This is a genomic window from Romboutsia sp. MSSM.1001216sp_RTP31141st1_G3_RTP31141_220114, assembly GCF_039031195.1.
Classification (GTDB): Bacteria; Bacillota; Clostridia; order Peptostreptococcales; family Peptostreptococcaceae; genus Romboutsia_C; species Romboutsia_C hominis.
The window spans coordinates 209,761-231,934 of record NZ_JBCIUO010000004.1; the positions used below are offsets into that span (position 1 = coordinate 209,761).

Below are 22,174 nucleotides of genomic sequence, written 5' to 3' on the forward strand. Positions count from 1 at the left end.
ACTTTCTGCATTTATAACTAACATCATAGAATAAATTATAATAAATAAGGAGCAACTATTCAACTAGTAAATTTTTAGTTTTTTTATGAAACCCTATTCATTATTATTTTCACTCATTTTTTTTATTTTCGATATAGAAACTTCATAAGCAACTTTCTTTATACTATTTCCATCTTCACCTTTTTTTTCATACTCTCTACTTTGAACTCTTCCCCACATTTGTATTCTATCTCCAACCTTTAACCCTTTAGCAAATTTTGCATTTCTTCCCCAAACTATTGATGGTATATAGTCTGATTTATTGTATGGTCTATTTATTGCTACTAATAAATCTGTTATCTCTCTCCCTAATGGAGTCTTTCTATAAACGGGCTCTTTACATATGTAACCATCTAAAAATATACTGTTTGGATCTTTATTTTCCTCTTCTATCGTCTTTATTTCTCTAACAAAAACAGTTAAAACTAGTCTATTTCTATTATCAATATTTTTATTATAAGACCTTAACTGCCCCAATATACTACATAAATTCCCTTCCTCTATTTTTATATCTTCTAAAAGTCTTTCTGAAACTGTAATAGGAAGTATATCATAAGAATCACTAAGTCTATTTATTTTAATAGTAGTGTTATAAAACTTCTCTCCAAATATTTCATGACTGAATTCTAAGTTTTCACTCAGTTCCCCTCTTAAATTCACTACATTCGTTTCTTCTTTAACTGTTACCATCTTTATCCCCCCACAATTTGTTAATTGTATATTTTATCTTTTATATAATAAATATATTTATAAATTCTTACTTTTATTACTACTTATTCTGTAGCTTTTGAACTCCATTACTATCCACTTTGAAATTTTCTTTGTATGTTATTTCTGATACAGGAACTATTTTATATCCATCTTTCTTTAAATTAAGTATTATAGTGTCTATGTAATTTTCCACATTACTTACATTTGAATGAAATAATACTATAGATCCTGGTTCAGAATTTTTCATTACTCTATCAATAACATGATTTGCACCAAATCCCTTCCAATCCATAGAATCTAGGCTCCATTTAATTGTTTGATGATCTAATGAATTGCTCACCTCTAAAGTTTCTTTATCTGTATCACCAAATGGAGGTCTAAATAAACTTGTTTTTTCTCCTGTTATATCATATATTTTTTCTGATACTAACTTAATTTCTTGAGCTTTTGATTCTTTTGATAAATTTTTAAAACTTGCATGTGTATTAGAATGATTTCCTATTTCATGACCTGCATTATGTATTTTTTCAACTAATTCCTTATTATCTTCTATCCAACTGCCCAGCAAAAAAAACGTAGATTTTACATTATGTTTTTCTAAAACTTGTAAAATTTCATCTATATTATTTTTTCCCCATGCTACATCAAAGGTTAAAGCTATTTCTTTATCATTTGTATCAACACTATGTATTGGCATACTAGCTACTTCTTTTTCATAACATACATATCTAATTCCACCTATTAAAGCTATTATAAAAACTATTGTTACTCCTAAAAAGAAAGTACTAGATCTAAAATATTTTATTTTTTTAGACTTATACTTCATATTTACACCTCCTTTTTGTTGTCCTATATTTAAAACTTATTTTTATTTTTTTCAAAAAATTACTATTAAACTAAATTTATTATTTGGGCAAATTAAAGTTAATACTAATATAAGGTGGTGCTATTATGTCAATTATAAAAAGTTCTTTTGGTAATATTAAAGGTCATCAAGTTGAAACAGCTAGAAAGACATTTAAACTTGAAGGTAGACACTATCTAAGAGAAGCACATGGAATTGAAGAAGGTGTACGTAAAGATAAAAAAATAAAAATTGATACAAAGTTCAAACAATAAAAATTGATACAAAGCACAAATAATTTTTAAAAAAACGTATATAAAATTTGATTCCAGGGTAAATTAGTATCAACAATACAATATGTATTGTACACAACATCTAAGGAGGAAATTTACTATGGCAAACAACAACAGAAAAGCTGTTCCAGAAGCTAAGGCTGCATTAAACCAAATGAAGTTAGAGATAGCTAATGAAATAGGATTATCTAACTATGACACAATAGACAAAGGTAACTTAACAGCTAGACAAAACGGTTATGTTGGTGGCTATATGACTAAAAAATTAGTTGAAATGGCTGAAAACCAAATGGCTGGTAAATAGTATAGTAAATTCTGACATCTAAGTGATAAGAGGCTACCTAAATGGTAGTCTCTTATATTTTTACGAATAAAAAAAGATATTTTATTTATTGAATATATTTAAATTCTACTTTTATTTTTGTATATTTTGGTTTAATATATTATATAGAAATAGTTTACGGAGGATGGTACAATGTTTGAAAACTCATCTGAAGAATTAGCTTCTCACAAGCTTTTAATTTTATATATTTTAAATAAAATTAATATGGATTTAACTAATTCTCAAATTACTCAAGTTATCTTAGAAACTGAGACTATGAATTATTTTTCTCTTCAACAGTTTTTAAGTCAACTTATGGAATCTAAATTTTTAGTTACTTATGAGGATTCTGGTAAAGAATATTACTCTCTTACTCAAAAAGGGTTAGAAATATTAGAGTACTTCTTATCTAGAATACCTGAAGATACAGCTAAAAAAATAGACGAGTATATAATAAATAATAAAGAGAATCTGTTATCTGATACACAAGTAAAATCAAGCTTTGTAAAACAAAGTGATCATGAATTTATTGTTAACTTGAGAGTTATTGAAAATCAATCTAACTTAATAGATTTAAACTTAAATGTTTCATCAGAGAAACAGGCCAAGCTTATTTGTAACAATTGGAAGAAAAATGCATCATATATGTATGCAGAAGTTATAGATTTACTTATACGTGATAACCACTAAGCCTATAAACATATTATTGTTGTAGGCTCTTTTCCTGTTTTAATTTCATTTATAAACATGTGATTTATTGCATTATATACTTTTATAGAGTTATTTTGAGTATCAGATACAAATAATAATTCTTCATTTCTAGAAATAGCTAAACCTTGTGGATTCCCATTTATCTTAATTTCACCTTTAATTTCTAAGTTATTATAATCTAATATTACTACTTTTTTATGTCCTAAATCAGCTATATATACCTCACTTTTACTATAGTTAAAGCATATTTCTACTGGTATCAAAAACTGATTTATTGTATGCTTTATCTTCATATTAAATCCATCTAGTACTATTACACTTCCATCTAATGTAGATACATATACTTCATTTTTTTTAGTATCTACCTTTATATGCCATGCTTTGAAGTCTATCTTAATCTCCCTATCTATACATTTGCTTAAGGTATCTATACAGTATATAGAATTTTTACAAGGTACATATAATTTATTTTCTTTTTCATTAAAATCAAATCCATGCGGTGTTTCTCCTACACTAATTATACCTACTGGCTCTAGCGTATGTTCATTTATTATGTAAATACTATTAGAATCTTCATTAGATATATAAAGCTCTCCTTTAGATATACCTATCTGACTTAAGTTACCACCTATAGACATACTATCTATTATTTTCTTTAGTTCCAGGTCTAGTATATACATTATTCCATTAATTGAACTGGGTAAATACATTAATTTCTGCTTTTTATTTATGCAAAAATGATGCGGATAAGTCCCATCATCTAATAGTATTTCTTCAGTTTTAAAATCTTTATAATCTAATATACTTATGCTATTCGATAGATAATTTGAAATGTATAGCTTCAAACTTTAGCCCCCTTTATTATTCATACATATACTATAATAGTATATTCTTTTGTATCTATATATTATTACTATCTTTTAGTATTGCAATATTAAATATATATTTGATATGATAGGATTGAAAATAATATATTAAGTTAGGGGTTTTATTATGAAAGTAACATTTAAGCCAAGTGGCGTTTGTTGTAGAGAAATGAATTTTGAAGTAGATGATAACAATGTTATAACTAATGTTGAGTTTGTAGGTGGATGTCCAGGTAATTTAATAGGACTTAAGCAATTAGTAATTGGGCAAAATGCATTTGAAGTAGCTGATAAGTTAGCTAATATACCTTGTGGTGGAAAAACTACTTCTTGCCCAGACCAATTATCTAAGGCTATACGCCAATCTCTATAATATTTATTTATGAGTATCTTTAGGTATTTTACCTTATTTGATACTCTTTTTTATTTATATAAAATATATTTTATAAATTTTTAGTTCATTTAAATAATATATTGATAAACTATTTTATAATTGTTTTTAAATTTAAAAAGTGCCTTAAAATAGCCATTGTTACTATTTTAAAGCACTTTGTTTTATACTACTATGCTAACTCTAATGTATTATTTACTATTGTTCTAACTGCTCCTATCATATATAAAGATCCTGCACTTATTATTATATCTTCTTTTTTAGAGTTTCTTAGTGTATAATTGACAGCTTCTTCTATGTTTTCTATTGAAATTACATCGTCCACATATTTAGATATTTTTTCTTTTAAAGCTTCACAGCTTATAGCTCTTGGATTATCTGGAGTTGTTGTTATTACCTTATCAAAATAAGGCATAATTATTTTTAACACACTATCTATATCTTTATCCTCTAACATTCCTATTAAAAGAGTTCCTTTTTTGTCTCCAAAATTTTCACTTATAGATTTAGCCAAAGAACTTGCTCCATCTTCATTGTGTGCTCCATCAATTATAAATATAGGATCTTCCATTAACTTTTCTATTCTACCTGGCCACTTTGTATTTAATAGACCTATTCTAATATCTTCTTCATTTATATCTAAATTTTTAGCTTCTTTTAAGTACTCTACCACACTTAAAGCTAACATGGAATTATTAACTTGATGTTCTCCTATTAACTTTATTTCTAAGTCTTCATATGTTTTATTCATAACCTTACAGCTATATACTTGAGAATTTATATCTGATTTTTTAATTTTCATACTATCAAATGTAACTTCTATATATTTAGCATTTTTCTCTTTACATATATCTTTTATAACATCTTTTGCTTCATCACTTTGATCGTATACTATAGCTACTCCATTTTCTTTTATTATTCCACCTTTTTCATAGGCTATTTTAGCAACTGTATCTCCTAATATACCTACATGGTCTAAGCTTATAGATGTTATTACACTTACTTCTGATTTATTTATAACATTAGTAGCATCATATCTTCCACCCAATCCAACTTCTAGCGCTACAAAATCTACATTTTTTTCACAATAATAATAAAACGCCATAGCAGTTACTATTTCAAATTCTGTAGGATATGAATATCCATTTGCCACCATATATTCTATTTTTTCTTTTATTACGGTAACTATTCTAGCTACATCCTCTTCTGGTATATTTTCTCCATTTACTCTTATTCTCTCTGTGAAAGTTTCTAAAAATGGTGATGTATATAATCCAACTTTGTATCCAGCTTCCTTTAATATACTTGTTATAAAAGAACAAGTTGAACCCTTTCCATTAGTTCCTGCCACATGTATTATATTTATCTTATCTTGTGGATTTCCTAATAATTCTAATAGTTTAGATATATTATCTAGTCCTAACCTTACTCCAAACTTGTGAGTTTCTTCTATGTACTGTAATGATTCTTGGTAATTCATTTATTATCCCCCTTAGTCATTTCTCTTTTGTTATTATTTATCTACTTTTTATTATAGTATATTTTTTACTAATTTGTTTATAATATGATATCTAATTACATAATAAAAACGAGTTATTTTTCTACTAACATAGTCCATATTCCGATCTCTTTAAATCCTATCCTACGATATACTCTTCCCGCTTTTGGATTATCATAAAATAGACATAATGTCTTATTGCGCTTAAGTAAATCACTACATAGTTTAGATAAACATTTACCCATATATCCTTGTTCTCTATATTCTTTTTTAGTTGCTACCCCTACAACCATAGCAGATTTACTATTCTCTGCCGTTATTTGTGATATAGTTATTATTTCTTTGTCGTCATTTTCTATATAATAAGATACTGTGCTATTATCTTTTATTCTACTTCTTATTGTATCAACACTATATTCTACAGAAAATTCCTCTATTGTACTTAATAAATCATATATTCTTTGTGCATCCTCTTCGATGCCTAGTTTTATAGTATCATCCCATTTTAAAAGTTTTTTATCATCTTTTAATTCACAAAAATATGTAATTTTTTCTTCGTAATCTTTCAATACATCTTTAAATTTTTCTATTATAGTATCTTTTCCTGATATTATTTTTTTGCCTTTATATTTTCTTATAATATCCTTAAATTCAGATACATCTTCATCTAGTTTTTTAATATATGGTATAAAATTATTTGTGTATCTTAATAAAATACCTCTTAAATTGTTATCTTCATCAAACTTTCCCCATACTTCTTGGAAATCTTTATTAAACCCATGCTGTTCAATATCTCCTATTATAAATAAATTTTTACTAGGCTCCTTTACTACATAATCTAAGACTATATTTCTATGTTTATCTTCTAGTTTCAATATCATAGCATTCTCTCCAATCTTAAATATATAGATTATATATATTCCTTTTTTCGGAAATAATATCCTTTAAAATATTTTACATTGTACTTTATCTAATAAATATAAAAGCATAGGTAGTATACCTATGCTCTATAAATTATCAATAACTTTTATAAAATTCTATGAGTTATTAGTTATTTATATATTTTTCAAATACTTCTCCAAAATCTTTATTGTTATATGTATTTCTTAAGTTTTCCATCCAGTTGAAGTTAAACTTAGCTAAGTCTTCTACTATATTTACCGGATTTCCTTCTAGATGATTTCTTGATATTGCATCATTAGCCATCTTAAGTCCATTTATACCATCTTCTACAGATGTATAATTTCTTCCTTGTATCATACTTATTTCAACTAGAGCTTTATATACATCTTTTAACTGTTCTAGTTGTTTTTTATCTACATCTATGCTAAACCTTTCATTACCGAAATTAAACTTTATTTCTATATCTAAATCTACTGTACCTGCAGTTTCTAATGTAACTTCATCTACTCTTTCATAGTAAAATTCATGTCTTTTTACAACCCTTTTCCTACTAACTGCATTTGCTCCATCTACATGTAAAAGGCCTCTATTAGTAAATACGTATTCATCTGATTTTGACTTTATAACAAAGTATATTTTTTCTCCATCTTCATGCATTATGTAGTCGTCTCCATCAACTTTATCAAAATCTTGAGGAGATATAATCTTTCCTATATCTGATAGTCCTAATGTATCGGCTGCCATTCTTCCTAATATATTTTTTGCCATTTTTCTACCTCCTAATATAAATAAGTATTTCAATTCTCTTACTTATATTATAAACTATAATTATCCACTTATCTCAAAGATTTTTCATAACATAATAAAAGAGCTATCTCTATTTAGAGGTAGCTCTTTTTATATAAACTATTTTATTTTAGCTTCTATATTTTCTATTCTTTCAAGAACTGATTTCATCATTTCTTCGAATTTTTCTTTTTTAGCCTTTTCTTCATTAACTAAGCTTTCTGGAGCTTTAGCTAAGAATCCTTGGTTAGAAAGCTTTCCGTTAACTCTCTTTATTTCGCCTTCTAATTTAGCTTTTTCTTTATTTAATCTATCTAATTCTTTAGTGAAGTCTACTAATTCATCAAGTGGTATAAATATTTTAACTCCATCTATAACAACACTTACTGCATCTTCTTGTATACCAGCTTCATTGTCTACTATTTCAACAACTGATGCAGATGCTAATGTTACAAAGTAATCTCTACCAGCTTCCATAGCTTCTTTCTTTTCAGCTGTTGGAACTATTATAACTTTAGCTTTCTTTGATGGTGGAACATTCATTTCAGCTCTTACATTTCTTATGTTTCTTATTCCATCCATTGTTAAGTTCATCATTTCTTCTTCTTTAGCCATGTTGTCTTCTTCAGTGTAATGAGGCCACTGAGCCACTACTATACTTCCTTCTACTGTTGGAAGATGAGTGTATATTTCTTCTGTTATAAATGGCATATATGGATGAAGAAGTTTTAATATCTTCTCTAATACATATGTTAATGTATATAATGCTGTTTGTTTAGCAGCTTTATCGTCAGAGTATAATCTTGGCTTAACTATTTCTATATACCAGTCACAGTACTCAGACCACGCAAAGTCGTATATTTTTTGAGCAGCTATACCAAGGTCAAACTTGTCCATGTTGTCGTTAACTTCTTTAACCACATTGTTAGCTCTTGATATTATCCACTTATCAGCTAAAGTCATAGAGCTTTCAACTGATTCTCTAGTTACACCATTCATTATCTCTTCATCTATGTTCATGAATACAAATCTTGATGCATTCCATAATTTATTTGCGAAATTTCTAGATGCTTCTACTCTTTCCATATAGAATCTCATATCATTTCCTGGAGAGTTTCCAGTAGCTAACATGAATCTTAAAGCATCAGCTCCGTATTGGTCTATTACTTCTAATGGGTCTATTCCGTTTCCTAAAGACTTACTCATCTTTCTACCTTCAGAGTCTCTAACAAGTCCATGGATTAATACATGTTCAAATGGAGTTTCTTCCATACAGAACATTCCTGCAAATGCCATTCTTACAACCCAGAAGAATATTATATCGTATCCAGTTACAAGTACACTTGTTGGATAGTAGTAGTTTAATTCTTCTGTATTGTTTGGCCAACCTAATGTTGAGAAAGGCCAAAGTGCTGAAGAGAACCATGTATCTAATACGTCTTCATCTTGCTTAAATTCATGATGTCCACACTTAGGACAAGTAGTAGGCATTTCTTTAGCAACAACTACTTCTCCACACTCTTGACAGTAGTAAGCTGGTATTTGGTGACCCCACCATAATTGTCTTGATATACACCAATCTCTTATGTTTTCTAACCATTGTAAGTAAGTTTTATCAAACTTATCTGGTACAAACTTTAATTCTTGTTTCTTTAATATATCTATAGCAGGTTTTGCTAATTCATCCATCTTAACAAACCATTGATCTGATAATCTTGGCTCGACTACTGTATGACATCTATAACAAGAACCTACATTGTGATTATGGTCTTTTATAGCTATTAAGTATCCAGCTTCATCTAAGTCAGCTATAAGTTGCTTTCTGCACTCATATCTGTCCATACCTTCATACTTACCAGCTAATTTATTCATTGTTCCATCTTCATTCATTACATTTATTTTTTCAAGGTTGTGTCTTTGACCAACTTCAAAATCATTAGGGTCATGAGCTGGAGTCATTTTAACTGCACCAGTACCGAACTCTAAATCAACATAATCATCAGCAACTATTATTATTTCTCTGTTTACTAATGGAAGTATTGCTTTCTTTCCAACTAAGTGAGTGTATCTCTCATCTTCTGGATTTACAGCTATACCACTATCTCCAAGCATTGTTTCTGGTCTAGTAGTAGCTATTTCTAAGAATTCGTCACTACCAACTATTGGGTATTTTATATGATAGAACTTTCCATCATGTTCTTCATGTTCAACTTCTGCATCTGATAAAGTTGTTTTACAATCTGGACACCAGTTTATTATTCTGTTTCCTCTGTATATTTGACCTTTTTCATATAACTTAATGAAGAACTCAATAACAGCTTCGTTACATCCTTCATCCATTGTGAATCTTTCTCTATCCCAATCACAAGAGTCTCCTAATTGTTTCATTTGGTCTACTATTTTTCTACCAAATTCATTTCTCCAATCCATAGCTCTCTTTAAGAATTCTTCTCTTCCTAAATCGTACTTAGACTTTCCTTCTTGTTCTCTTATTCTTTCAACAACTTTAACTTCAGTTGCTATAGAAGCATGGTCAGTTCCTGGTTGCCATAAAGCTTCATAACCGTCCATTCTCTTCCATCTTATAAGTATATCTTGTAAAGTATGGTCAAGAGCATGCCCCATGTGTAATTGTCCTGTTATATTTGGTGGTGGAAGCATTATAGTGAAAGGCTTCTTGTTTGGATTTGGCTTAGATTTAAATAATCCATCTTCAATCCACTTTGAATATAATCTTGATTCAAAATCTTTTGGATTATACGTTTTTGGTAAATTAGTGTTTTCCAATTTCATTTCCTCCTCATTTTATTTAAAATTTTATTTTTATTAAAAATTTGTCTTACTAAAATTATTAATAATACAAGTAACTTAATAACTTTATTTTGATTAAAAGTCTTAAACTTATATATTTTATAGTATAAATTAAAAAAGAGCCATTCATCCTTATAAGGACGAAAAGCTCGCGTTACCACCTTAATTCCCAAATTGAACTCATTCATCTCTCAAGAGTTATATTCCGTATTTACTTAGCTACATCTCTTAATCATAACTTCACTAATCTATAATACAGATACTTAATAATTTGGGCTCTTTATGGATTTTAACGATTCCCACCGTCTAAACCTACTGCTAGTTCAGCTTAGAAACTCCAAAGCTACCTTCTGCAAACCTATACTAAGAAGACCTTTCAGCCTATGAGTCTTCATCTCTTTTAGTAGTATTTACATACTCCTCTTTATCATAGTTTTTATCTTATTATTTATTCTTTAATTATATCCAATTAATATTATTATTGTCAATTATTTATAATAATATATGTACTACTTTGATTTTTTAATTAGCTTTGAACATTTCCTTTCCAATAGTTTCGATCTTGTGTATCTTCACTTATTGGTTCTATCTTATAACCTCTTTCTTTTAATACTCTTATAATGTTATCTAAAGCTTCTACAGTTTGTTCTTTTTCATGCATTAGTACTATTAAATTAGATTTATCTCTACCATAATATAATAAACTACTTAAAATATTGTCTGTTGTGGATTTCCAGTCTAGTGTGTCTAGATTCCAATCCCATATTTTATAATTATTTTCTACTAATATATCATAAGATTCTTTAGGCATATAAGGCTTGCTTCCATAAGGCAGCCTTATTAATTTTGATACATCTCCTGTTATATTATAAAGAGTTTCTTGGCAGGTTTTAAATTCATTTAGTGTTGCTTGTGGTGTTTCATAGAGCTTATGTATATCATGAGTTACACTATGAAATCCCATACCATGCCCCTCTTTTTGCATTCTATTTAATTCATCTGGGTGTTTCTTCATATTATCATTTATCATAAAAAAAGTTGCTTTAACTTGATTTTTTTCTAATATGTCTAATATCGAGTTAGTGTATTTAGATGGACCATCATCTATAGTTATATATGCTATCTTCTGTGGTAATAAAACAGGACCTTTTTCTTTTTGTGTTGTAGCTTCGTTTATAGTTTGAGTTAAAATACTCGTTACTATATAATTTTCTAATAAAGTATATTTTCTATCCTCATCTTCCTTTGGTATATTAAAAATAACTATGCTTAATACAATAAATACTACTAAAATTATAGCTAAAATTTTGTAATTTTTTTTTATATTCATCCCCCTAATCCCCTTTGTTTATTACTTTATAATCTTATATCTCTGTTAAATAATCCTAACAATTTCTCCCTTTCTTCACTTCTTAGTGTTTCTATTTTTTTCATATCCATTTTTGCTAAAAATTGAATTACATTTATATTTTCAAATGGAGTTTTTATATTTGTTTCTTTAGAATATTCTTGTACAAATGATTTACCTTTTTCTGTTTCTAAAATACGCTTTGGCCCTCCTACACATCCACCTATACATCCCATACCTTCAACAAAAGTTACATCGATGTCTTTATTTATAACTTTTTCAAGCCCTGCTTTGCAGTCTTTAGCTCCCTGAAAAGTAATAGCTTTAAAATTAGCTTTCGGATTTATTTTTTTTACACACTCTTCAATAGATTTACTTACCCCTCCTGCATGAGCATATATTCTTCCAAGAGCTGATGATTCTATTCTATTTTCTTCTACTTCTTTATCCGCTTCTATATCCAAAGCCTTAAATATCTCCTCTAATTCTTTAAATGTTAATACAAAATCTACTGCTCCTTTTATATCTTCTGCTATAGCTTCTTTCTTTTTGGCTACGCAAGGTCCAATAAAAACTACTTTAGCATCTTCGTTTAAAACCTTTATAATCCTTGCACAGGCAATCATAGGAGATACTGACTTAGATATGTTGTCTACAATTTCAGGGTAACTTGACTTTATTAAACTAATCCAAATCGGGCAACAGCAACTAGTTATAAAACATTCTTCTTTATTTTCTTTAATATGATTACAATAATCATAACTTTCTTTGACAGTAAGTATATCTGCTGCTAAAGCTACTTCTATCATGTCTTTGAAACCTACTTTTTTAAGAGCACTTCTTAGCTTACCAGGAGTTACATCATTTCCAAGTTGTCCTACAAATGATGGAGCTACAGTTGCGTACACAGGATGTTTTTTATCTTTTAGTAACTTTAAAATAGGTATGAATTGAATCTTATCAGATATTGCCCCTAAGCTACATTCTCTTATACATCCTCCACATGAATTACATGTATTGTCCTTATTACAATTAATATGCTTCTCTTTTACTAAACATTCCTTTCCATCTTCTTTGTTAACACAATGATTGCACACTTGAGAGATTACTGATATTATTGGTGTGCTTATTTCCTTTGTGCACATAGCTTTATTTAGCATTTCTTTTATTGTTTCATCTATTTTATCTATTGGATCTAGCCCCATAACTATTCTCATTAAATTTAATATGACCTCTTCCCCAAATTCATTATATACGCTTTTATCTAGCACTTTTTTAGGTATATTATCTATATCATCAAATTCCTCACTCCAAATAGCTTTTATAAGCTCATTAAAAAGCTTCATTTTATAAGTATCTAATATTTTCGTATTTAAATTAATTGATTCCATGAAAAATGCCTCCTTAAATACTATATAGGTAATATTTACGAAGGCACTAAATTTTATTTATTAAATTTGTAATTTGAATATATTAAATTAATCTCTAGATTCACTAGATCGTTTTAATATAATTTATATTGATTGTTACTATTAATAGTATGAAGTATTTCTGCTTCTTCTATTATCTTCCTTAGATGATAATTGAATACAGGACTTTTGCTTTCATCTAAATCCCATTCTATTTCTTCTATTTCATAGATATCTCTTAGAATTGCATAATTTTCTTTGCTTAAGTATAGTTTTTTATCTAATAATTCTATTGACTGTACATGGAAATATATCTCTCTACATATAATTATTGTTTCTTCTATTTTTTCTATATCTATATTATCTCTGCTATAATCTAGCTCATCTATCAACTTAGAATAAGAGCCTTCTACTTTCTTTATCTCTTTTTCTAGTTCTTTTATATTAAAACTTCCTTTTTTTAATATCTTAAGTTCTAGAAATTCTTTTGTTAATTTTTCTATAGATTGAAAATCATTTTTTGTAGTATCTAAATAGTCTGGTCTTGCTAATATATAATTAATAAATACCCCTACAACTACTCCTATTGAAGTATCTAACACTCTAAAGAATGAATACTCTGCGGGGCTAGAATTTATAACTCCAAGATGTATAGATAAAAAAGTTACACATGCAACAACTACTGCTTTATTGAGTTTAAACATATTGCATAGATATATTGTAATAATTACTCCAAGACCACAAAGTAATGCATCTCCTGGCTTAATTAGCACAATTAGAAAGCCTATTATACCTCCAAGTATCGTACCTTTTACTCTGTTAAATCCAGCTTTTAGCGAACCTTTAACTGTATCTTGCACTGATACTACACATGCTATGGTTGAGTAAAATGGATTTTGGACAATCATTGAACCTAATACAACACAAACAGCTACACTTAATCCTGTTTTAAAGGTCCTCATGCCGACTTTTTCTAATTTCAAAATTTTCCCTCCAATTTGTTATTTATTTATATTTAATAATTCTATTATTTCATTTTTTATATCATTTGGTAAGTCCTGCTCTAAATTTCTTTTTAATAATTCTTCATGTTTTATACCATTTTTAACTAAGTATTTTTTTATAATAGGTACTCTTCCTTTAGGATCTCCCATAACTAAATATGCTACAAACCAATCTTCTAGAGTGGTTATAGGTATAACTACTTTATCTAAATTTGTTAAATACTTTATAGACTTTTCATCTAGTATAAACTCGTATATAGATTTATTTTCTAACTCTATACTAAAGTCACCCATAAATTCTACTTCTACTCCATCTATATTATACCCAAAAAACTCTTTAGTTCTAAATGGATCTTTAGATGGCAAATCTAGCCTTTGACCTATATTATCCATAGCCTTTTTTATTTTTTGTGAATCTTTTGCCTCTATTAATATATCTATATCCCTTGGATTTTTTACTAATCCATTAAATTTTAGCATCATAGAACTACCTATAGCCCAAGTACAATCTAATTTATTTAATATCTCTGCAATTTTCTTTAAAATGTCCATATTTTTTAAACTCCTATCTTTATAATATATTTCTTATTAATCATGTTTATAATTAATCCTTATTATTTGTTTATTTTTTAGATTTATATTATAACATGAGAAATATTGATTTATTTTTATTACAAATAAAAAAGAGATATCCAAAAGGATACCTCTCTTTTTTATTCAATGAATTTGAAAAATCTATATTATTTATAACGATATAAGTTTAACTTATATTACACCTTGACTCATCATAGCATCTGCAACTTTTAAGAATCCAGCTATGTTAGCACCTACAACATAGTTTCCAGCATGCCCATATTGTTCAGCAGCATTTTTAGATGCTTCAAATATGTTCTTCATTATTACTTGTAATTTTTCTTCAACTTCTTCAAATGTCCAAGATAATCTCATACTATTTTGAGACATTTCTAAAGCAGAAGTAGCAACTCCACCAGCATTTGCAGCTTTAGCAGGAGCAACTAATAATCCTTTTTCTAAGAAATAGTTAACAGCTTCATTTGTACAAGGCATGTTAGCTCCTTCTCCAATTACTTTAGTTCCATTTTCAACTAATATCTTAGCTGATTCTAAGTTTATATCATTTTGAGTAGCACAAGGCATAGCTATATCACACTTAACAGTCCATATTCCTTTTTGACCTTCAACGTATGTAGCACCTTCTTTTCTAGCTACATATTCTTTTATTCTCTTTCTTTCTACTTCTTTTATTTGCTTAACTATACTTAAATCTATACCATTTTCATCTACTATATATCCAGAAGAGTCACACATAGCTATTACTTTAGCTCCATGTTCCATAGCCTTTTGAGCTGCATATATTGCAACATTTCCTGAACCTGATATAACAACTCTCTTGCCTTCAAATGTATCTTTGTGATAGTTTAACATTTCGTTTACAAAGTATACAACTCCAAATCCAGTAGCTTCTTTTCTAGCTAAAGAACCTCCATAAGTTAATCCTTTACCAGTTAATACTCCAGCATCATAAGCATTTCTTATTCTCTTATATTGTCCAAATAGGAATCCTATTTCTCTAGCTCCAACTCCTATATCTCCAGCTGGTACGTCTATATCTTTACCTATGTGTCTATATAATTCAGTCATAAAACTTTGACAGAATCTCATTATCTCATTATCAGATTTTCCTTTAGGGTTGAAGTCAGATCCACCTTTTCCTCCTCCTATTGGTAATCCAGTTAAAGAATTTTTGAATATTTGTTCAAATCCTAAGAATTTTATTATACTTAAGTTAACAGATGGATGGAATCTAAGTCCTCCTTTGTATGGTCCTATTGCACTGTTAAATTGTACTCTAAATCCTCTATTTACATGTACTTTTCCATTGTCATCAACCCAAGGCACTCTAAACATTATTTGTCTTTCTGGTTCAACTATTCTTTCTAATATACTTGCATCTATGTATTCTGGATGTTTTTCTAAAACACCTTCTAATGAATGTAAAACTTCTTCTATTGTTTGATGGAATTCTGGTTCTCCATTATTTCTAGCTTTTACATCATCGATAACTTTTTCTATTACTTCTTTAACATTGTTCCCCATTTTTATTAGCCCCCTTTGAAATTGAAAACATTTTCAATTAAATAGTACTCCACTATATCTATAATATCAACACCTTCTAATTTATTGAAATTTTCTGAATCTTCCTTAATTAGGACTATTTAAATTCCCATATAAAAATTATATATATTTTTTTGCTTCCTTTATCTATCTTGATTCTTAATTTGACTAATCTCTAAAATTTTTAATTTATAGCTTATTTGTAAATTAAATCATAAATTATCTCAAATTATAAATAGGATAAAGCTTTTACTTTATCCTATCTCAACCATTTCACCTTTTATAGCATATATTATTTTTTCACATACATTAGTGCTGTGATCACCTATTCTTTCTAAGTACCTTCCTACAAATAAAAGCCTTACTCCCTGATTTATAGTAGTTGAATTCTTATTCATAACTTCTAAGCACTCTACGTGTATTTGTTCGTATAAATTATCTATCTTGTCGTCCCTTTTTGCTATATCATAGCAAAGGTCTTCATCTTCATTTTCCAAAGCTTTATAAATATCATTAAGCATATCAGTACATATTTTAGCTGATTTTGGTATATCAATTAATTCCTTTATATAGGCTTCATCACCTATTTTTAAAGTTTCTTGTGCTATATTAACTGCATAATCTCCTATTCGTTCTAAATCAAGTGCTATATTTCCTAGAGCATATATATATCTTAAATCTTTTGCCATTGGTTGTTTTAATGCTATAAGTTCAATACTTCTATCTCTTATATATTCTCTTAGAGTATCTATCTCATCATCTTCTTTTATTACTTTTTTTGCTCCCTCTAAGTCTTTATTGATCATAGAGTTAATAGAATTATCTACTGCTTCCCTACACCTTTTTATCATTGCTAATGTGTAGTTTTTAAGTGTGTTTATACTTAACTCTAAACTTGTATCAACCATATATTTACTCCTTTTCTTATAAGTTTTATCCAAATCTTCCTGTTATATAATCTTCTGTACGCTTATCCGTTGGAGTTGTAAACATAGTTTTTGTGTCACTAAACTCTACTACTTCTCCAGTTAAGAAGAATGCTGTTTGGTCAGATACACGTGCCGCTTGCTGCATATTATGTGTAACTATTACTATAGTATATTCATCTTTTAAAGACTCTATTAACTCTTCTACCTTTGCTGTAGATATAGGATCTAGCGCTGATGTGGGCTCATCCATAAGTATTACTTCTGGTTTCATAGCTATTGTTCTTGCTATACATATACGTTGCTGTTGACCTCCAGATAGCCCTAGTGCAGATGATTTTAATCTATCTTTTACTTCATCCCAAATAGCTGCCCCTCTTAAGCTTTCTTCAACGATCTTGTCTAAAACTTTTCTATCTTTTATTCCATGTGTACGAGGTCCATAGGCTACATTATCATATATACTCATTGGGAATAAGTTTGGCTTTTGAAATACCATTCCTACCTTAGTACGTAATTTTATTACATCTTCACTTTTATATATATCTTCTCCATCTACCTCTATTTGTCCTTCTATTCTGACATTGTCTATTAAATCATTCATTCTATTTAAAGTTCTTAAAAATGTTGACTTACCACATCCAGAAGGACCTATTAATGCAGTAACCTTCCTTTCTTCTATATTCATATTTATTTTCTTTAATGCTTGATTATTTCCATAATATAAATCTAAATTTTTTATACTTATCTTTGTATTATTTAAACTCATCTTTTACACCTCGTAAAATTTCTTAGTAATTTGCTTTATTTAATTTCTTAGCCACTACTTTAGCTAATGTATTTAATATTAGTACCATTATTATTAACACAATTCCTATAGCTGCTGCTCCTTGTATATCTCCTTTTTCTTTTGTAAGTAAATATGCATGAACTGTTAATGTTCTAGCACTATCAAATATAGTTCCTGGCATTTGTGCAACTGTTCCTGCTGTTAATAATATAGCCGCTGATTCTCCGATAACACGACCCACTGATAATATAACTCCTGATAGTATCCCTGGTATTGCACTGGGAAGTACTACTTTATATAAGGTTTGGAACTTAGTTGAACCTAAAGCTAATGATGCTTCTCTATAACTTTGTGGTACTGTCTTTAAAGATTCCTCTGTTGTTCTTATTATTACTGGCAATATAATTATTGCTACTGTCAATGCCCCTGAAAGTATTGAGTACTTCATTCCTAAGGTAACTACAAAAAATATTCCCCCGAATAATCCATATATTATTGATGGTATACCTGCTAAACTCTCAGTCGCAAATCTTATTATTGTTACTAATCTTCCTTTTTTAGCATACTCTTGTAGATATATTGCTGATAATATACCTATTGGCGTTGCCACTATTATTGATAAAAGTACCATATAAACTGTGGATACTATCATCGGTAGTATTCCTCCACCACCCATTGGCGAATAATCACTAAATAAGAATGATGGATTTATTCCTTTTATACCTTGCATAAATATATATCCGACTATCACAATTAATGTTGTTACTGTAAATGCCGCAGATAAATAAACTGATGTTTTTAATATATTTTCTTTAAATTTTCTCATGCTAATCTACCGCCTTATTCGAAACTTTATTTAACACTATATTTAAGATTAATATAAACGTGAATAATACAACTCCTGTTGCAAACAACATTTCTTGATGTGTCCCAAATGCATATCCCATCTCTAACGCTATGTTTGTAGTAAGTGGTCTTACACTATCCATTAGAGATGATGGCATTACTGGAGAGTTACCTGCAACAAGTATTACTGCCATAGTTTCACCTAATGCTCTACCTATTCCAAGTATAACTGCTGCTAATATTCCTGACTTTGCAGCTGGTAATACAACTTTAAATATTGTCTCTATATTCGATGCACCTAATGCTAATGAACCTTCTTTATATGCTTTTGGTACTGCTCTTATTGCTGTTTCAGATACCGATATAATAGTAGGTAACATCATAATTGCTAAAACTATTATCACCGCCAATAAACTTTGACCTTTTGGTAAATTAAATATGTTTTGTATTGCTGGTACTATAACTGCTAAACCAAATATTCCATATAAAACTGATGGTATACCTGCTAATAGCTCAACTGCTGGAGATATTATTTTAGCTAATTTTTTTGGAGCTAGTTCAGCTATAAATACTGCCGTAAGTATACCTACTGGTACTCCTATTATTAAAGCTCCTGTCGTTGCAATTAATGATGCAACTACCATTGATGAAATTCCAAATTTATCTGCACTTGGTATCCATTTACTTCCAGTTATAAATTCTATAAATGAATAATCTTTAAATAAAAATGGTGTTAAACCTTTATAGAATACAAATCCTATTATTAAAAGTAAACTTGCAACTGCTATTAATGCACTTATCATAAATACGTTCTTAGATATTTTCTCTGCTATATATTTATTCTTGTTGTTGCTATTTTTATTGTCTCTTTGTTCTATGCTTACTATACGAGACTTAACTAACATAAAAATCCTCCTCAAAAATCCTCAATATATTTCTTATTCATTATTTTTTATTATTCCTTACACACATATAGTATTATTTCTAGGTTAAATCCATATTAGATTTCCGTTAACTTGAAGTAAAATAAAAGGCATTTTTTTAACATAGATTTTACTTTTTATATTTTCGTTAAATTTATGTAAAAATTTGCTTAATTTCACCAATGATATATTAGTACACTTACTATGAATACGTCTGTTACTCAATTTGGCAATTTAAAATTAGAAATTTTCATAGATCAGATAATTTCCAATCACTTAGCATATTAAAATAAAAAAAGACACATAACTATATGTGCCTTTTTTCTTATAATAATGAGGATATCTATTTTATGCTTATAAGCCCTTCACCTTCTACTATTTTCTGACCTTCTTCGCTTAATATGAACTCAATAAATTCATTTCCTTTTTCAGTAATATTTTCTTCTTTACTAACTAGTAAAAATGGTCTAGCTAGAGGATATTTCTTATCCTTAACATTTTCTACTGTTAATTCTTGTCCTTCTACTGTCAATTGTTTTACTTTATCATCAACATATGAAGATGATATATATCCTATTGCATTTTCATTACCTTCTACTGTAGATTTTATATTTCCTGATCCATCACTTATTTGTGCATCTTGAGTTAACTCATCTGCTTCAAATCCAACTATTTCCTCAAAAGCCCCTCTAGTTCCTGATCCATCTTCTCTTGATACTACTACTATTGGAGCATCTTTTCCTCCAACTTCTTTCCAGTTATTTATCTTCCCTGTGTATATATCCTTTATTTGCTCAATACTTAAATCTTTTACTTCATTTGATTTATTAGTAATTACTGCTATAGCATCTAATGCTATTTCAGTTTCCTTTAATCCTGCTTGCTTTTCTTCATCCTTTAAATCTCTAGATGCCATACCTATTTGAGATGTTCCATCTATTGCATTTTTTATACCTGCTGAAGATCCCAATTGCTGAACTTCTATAGATACACCTTCATTCTTACTTTGAAAATCTTGTGCTAGTATCTCTACTACTGGCCCTACTGAAGTTGAACCTGACATTGTAATCTTATCTCCATTTGATTCCGAGCTTGACCCACATCCTACTGCTAAACTTCCTACTAATATTGTACTTGATAATAAAACTGCTATTTTTTTCTTGAACATAATATTCCCTCCATAGGTATTTGATAATTTACTTTAATTTTTATTCATATTTATGCTACAATTCTTTGTTTATTTTGCTTTTCTTTATACTTTAATATTACAGTTATTTTGTTAAGTAAATATTATGAACAAGTTAAAGGGATGTAAATTATGTTAAGAAAAAGTAAAATTCAATATAGTTCATTTCACCAACAACATGACTTTAAATTCGCCTTAAGCGATGCTTCCACGAAACACTTAAATATATATTGCTCAAACTATAAAAAGGCTTAAAGTTATTAATAACTTAAGCCTTTTTAATGTTCTGTTTTATCCTTTATATTCTTTTTCTAATTTATCAACTAGCCCTTTGAATATTTGTAGAGCTTCTTCAACAGATTCTTTTTTCTCCATGTCTACTCCAGCTTTTCTTAGTTGATCTAATGGATATTCAGAACCTCCACTCTTTAAAAATTCTATATATCTTTCTACTGCTGGCTTACCTTCTTCAAGTATTTGTTTACTTAAAGCACTTGCCGCTGAGAATCCTGTTGCATATTTATATACATAGAAGTTTGAATAAAAATGAGGTATTCTAGCCCACTCTAATCCTATTTGCTCATCAACCACACAAGATTCTTTGTAGTATTTCTCATTTAATTTATAATATATATCAGTAAACTCTTTTGCCGTTAATGGCTCTCCACTTTCAACACTTTCATGAGTTATTTTTTCAAATTCAGCAAACATAGTCTGTCTATATACAGTTGTTCTAAATTGCTCTAAGTAATAATTTAGAAGATATAATGTTTCTTCCTTAGACTTAGAATTTTCTAATAAATAGTTTATTAATAATAGCTCATTTAGAGTAGATGCAACTTCTGCTACGAATATTTTGTAGCTTGAATATATATATGGCTGAGTAGTTCTTGAGTAGTAACTATGCATAGAGTGACCTAATTCATGTATTAACGTAAATAAAGAATTTAAATCATCTTTATAACTCATTAATATGTATGGATGAGAATCGTAACTACCCCAAGAATACGCTCCACCTTGCTTACCTTCATTCTCATATACATCTATCCATCTTTCATCAAAGGCTCTTTGTATTAGCTTTAAGTATTCATCTCCTAATGGTTTTAAAGCATTTAATATTATTTCCTTAGCCTCTTCATAAGTTATCTTCATATCAAATTTGTCAGTTAAAGGAACATATAAATCATACATATGTATTTCTTCTAATCCTAAAAACATTTTCTTTAGATCTACATATTTATTTAGTGTTGGTAAACTTTCATCTACAGCTTTTATAAGATTATTATATACATCCACACTTATATCATCCTGGAATAATGATGCCTCTAGTGCTGATTTGTATTTTCTTATTTTAGAGTAGAATATTTCTGACTTTATGCCTCCATATAACGTTGATGCAAATGTATTTTTATATTTACCATATACTAAGTA

22 protein-coding genes and 1 other annotated feature are annotated in these 22,174 nt (G+C 28.6%); of the genes, 4 read left to right on the forward strand and 18 right to left on the reverse strand.

The features are described 5' to 3' along the window. Positions 1-93: 93 nt before the first annotated feature. Together ABCP60_RS09060 and ABCP60_RS09065 are read right to left on the reverse strand one after the other, a co-directional pair. Positions 94-729 carry a single-stranded DNA-binding protein gene (locus tag ABCP60_RS09060; RefSeq protein WP_092922488.1) on the reverse strand — a complete coding sequence of 212 codons (636 nt, stop codon included), beginning with the start codon at positions 727-729 and terminating at the stop codon, positions 94-96. 79 nt (positions 730-808) lie between these two features. Further along, the gene (locus ABCP60_RS09065; protein WP_343101638.1) at positions 809-1,576 is read right to left on the reverse strand and encodes a polysaccharide deacetylase family protein; all 768 of its coding nucleotides are present in this window, start codon (positions 1,574-1,576) and stop codon (positions 809-811) included. A gap of 125 nt (positions 1,577-1,701) precedes the next feature. Here ABCP60_RS09065 and ABCP60_RS09070 point away from each other — a divergent pair, with 125 nt between their 5' ends. From ABCP60_RS09070 to ABCP60_RS09080, 3 genes are all read left to right on the forward strand, one after another. After that, entirely contained in the window at positions 1,702-1,869 is a 168-nt protein-coding gene (locus ABCP60_RS09070; protein ID WP_166504717.1) for a hypothetical protein, read from the forward strand. A gap of 118 nt (positions 1,870-1,987) precedes the next feature. Continuing rightward, positions 1,988-2,191 carry an alpha/beta-type small acid-soluble spore protein gene (locus tag ABCP60_RS09075; RefSeq protein ID WP_195940183.1) on the forward strand — a complete coding sequence of 68 codons (204 nt, stop codon included), beginning with the start codon at positions 1,988-1,990 and terminating at the stop codon, positions 2,189-2,191. Positions 2,192-2,362: 171 nt separating this feature from the next. After that, positions 2,363-2,899: a DUF4364 family protein gene (locus tag ABCP60_RS09080; RefSeq protein WP_092922479.1), complete on the forward strand. Its 537-nt coding sequence runs from the start codon at positions 2,363-2,365 to the stop codon at positions 2,897-2,899. Between the two features lie 2 nt (positions 2,900-2,901). On the opposite strand, the gene ABCP60_RS09085 is transcribed toward ABCP60_RS09080, so the two are convergent. Continuing rightward, positions 2,902-3,765, reverse strand: a complete 864-nt coding sequence (locus ABCP60_RS09085; protein WP_166504716.1) for a YncE family protein — start codon at positions 3,763-3,765, stop codon at positions 2,902-2,904. Positions 3,766-3,913: 148 nt separating this feature from the next. Between ABCP60_RS09085 and ABCP60_RS09090 the strand changes: the two genes are divergently transcribed. Then, positions 3,914-4,159: a TIGR03905 family TSCPD domain-containing protein gene (locus ABCP60_RS09090; RefSeq protein WP_166504715.1), complete on the forward strand. Its 246-nt coding sequence runs from the start codon at positions 3,914-3,916 to the stop codon at positions 4,157-4,159. 190 nt (positions 4,160-4,349) lie between these two features. On the opposite strand, the gene ABCP60_RS09095 is transcribed toward ABCP60_RS09090, so the two are convergent. The 15 genes from ABCP60_RS09095 to pepF all read right to left on the reverse strand — a co-directional run. Then, complete coding sequence (locus tag ABCP60_RS09095) at positions 4,350-5,657, reverse strand: folylpolyglutamate synthase/dihydrofolate synthase family protein (protein ID WP_343101639.1); 1,308 nt, start codon at positions 5,655-5,657, stop codon at positions 4,350-4,352. A 113-nt stretch (positions 5,658-5,770) separates the two neighbouring features. After that, the gene (locus ABCP60_RS09100; RefSeq protein WP_343101640.1) at positions 5,771-6,556 is read right to left on the reverse strand and encodes a GNAT family N-acetyltransferase; all 786 of its coding nucleotides are present in this window, start codon (positions 6,554-6,556) and stop codon (positions 5,771-5,773) included. Positions 6,557-6,722: 166 nt separating this feature from the next. Next, complete coding sequence (locus ABCP60_RS09105; protein WP_343101641.1) at positions 6,723-7,346, reverse strand: PH domain-containing protein; 624 nt, start codon at positions 7,344-7,346, stop codon at positions 6,723-6,725. A 138-nt stretch (positions 7,347-7,484) separates the two neighbouring features. Beyond that, positions 7,485-10,151 carry a valine--tRNA ligase gene (locus ABCP60_RS09110; RefSeq protein ID WP_343101642.1) on the reverse strand — a complete coding sequence of 889 codons (2,667 nt, stop codon included), beginning with the start codon at positions 10,149-10,151 and terminating at the stop codon, positions 7,485-7,487. A 157-nt stretch (positions 10,152-10,308) separates the two neighbouring features. Further along, positions 10,309-10,615, reverse strand: a binding site (T-box leader). An 86-nt stretch (positions 10,616-10,701) separates the two neighbouring features. Continuing rightward, complete coding sequence (locus tag ABCP60_RS09115) at positions 10,702-11,505, reverse strand: polysaccharide deacetylase family protein (protein WP_343101643.1); 804 nt, start codon at positions 11,503-11,505, stop codon at positions 10,702-10,704. A gap of 26 nt (positions 11,506-11,531) precedes the next feature. Further along, positions 11,532-12,914, reverse strand: coding sequence for a [Fe-Fe] hydrogenase large subunit C-terminal domain-containing protein (locus tag ABCP60_RS09120; RefSeq protein ID WP_343101644.1), 1,383 nt, complete (start codon positions 12,912-12,914; stop codon positions 11,532-11,534). 113 nt (positions 12,915-13,027) lie between these two features. Beyond that, entirely contained in the window at positions 13,028-13,915 is an 888-nt protein-coding gene (locus tag ABCP60_RS09125; protein ID WP_240276209.1) for an aromatic acid exporter family protein, read from the reverse strand. An 18-nt stretch (positions 13,916-13,933) separates the two neighbouring features. After that, positions 13,934-14,488 (reverse strand): hypothetical protein, encoded by a 555-nt coding sequence (locus tag ABCP60_RS09130; RefSeq protein ID WP_166504709.1) that lies wholly within the window; start codon positions 14,486-14,488, stop codon positions 13,934-13,936. Between the two features lie 213 nt (positions 14,489-14,701). Further along, the gene (gene gdhA, locus ABCP60_RS09135) at positions 14,702-16,054 is read right to left on the reverse strand and encodes an NADP-specific glutamate dehydrogenase (protein WP_166504708.1); all 1,353 of its coding nucleotides are present in this window, start codon (positions 16,052-16,054) and stop codon (positions 14,702-14,704) included. A 272-nt stretch (positions 16,055-16,326) separates the two neighbouring features. Further along, positions 16,327-16,980 (reverse strand): phosphate signaling complex protein PhoU, encoded by a 654-nt coding sequence (gene phoU / locus ABCP60_RS09140; RefSeq protein ID WP_166504707.1) that lies wholly within the window; start codon positions 16,978-16,980, stop codon positions 16,327-16,329. A 25-nt stretch (positions 16,981-17,005) separates the two neighbouring features. Further along, complete coding sequence (pstB, locus tag ABCP60_RS09145; RefSeq protein WP_166504706.1) at positions 17,006-17,767, reverse strand: phosphate ABC transporter ATP-binding protein PstB; 762 nt, start codon at positions 17,765-17,767, stop codon at positions 17,006-17,008. A gap of 22 nt (positions 17,768-17,789) precedes the next feature. After that, a complete protein-coding gene (gene pstA, locus ABCP60_RS09150) occupies positions 17,790-18,614 on the reverse strand; it encodes a phosphate ABC transporter permease PstA (protein ID WP_092922438.1) in 825 nt (274 codons plus the stop codon). A gap of 1 nt (position 18,615) precedes the next feature. Next, positions 18,616-19,539, reverse strand: coding sequence for a phosphate ABC transporter permease subunit PstC (gene pstC / locus ABCP60_RS09155; protein ID WP_166504705.1), 924 nt, complete (start codon positions 19,537-19,539; stop codon positions 18,616-18,618). Between the two features lie 361 nt (positions 19,540-19,900). Beyond that, complete coding sequence (locus ABCP60_RS09160) at positions 19,901-20,725, reverse strand: phosphate ABC transporter substrate-binding protein (RefSeq protein ID WP_092922432.1); 825 nt, start codon at positions 20,723-20,725, stop codon at positions 19,901-19,903. Between the two features lie 309 nt (positions 20,726-21,034). Next, a partial coding sequence (gene pepF, locus ABCP60_RS09165; protein WP_343101645.1) for an oligoendopeptidase F occupies positions 21,035-22,174 on the reverse strand: 1,140 nt, incomplete at its 5' end.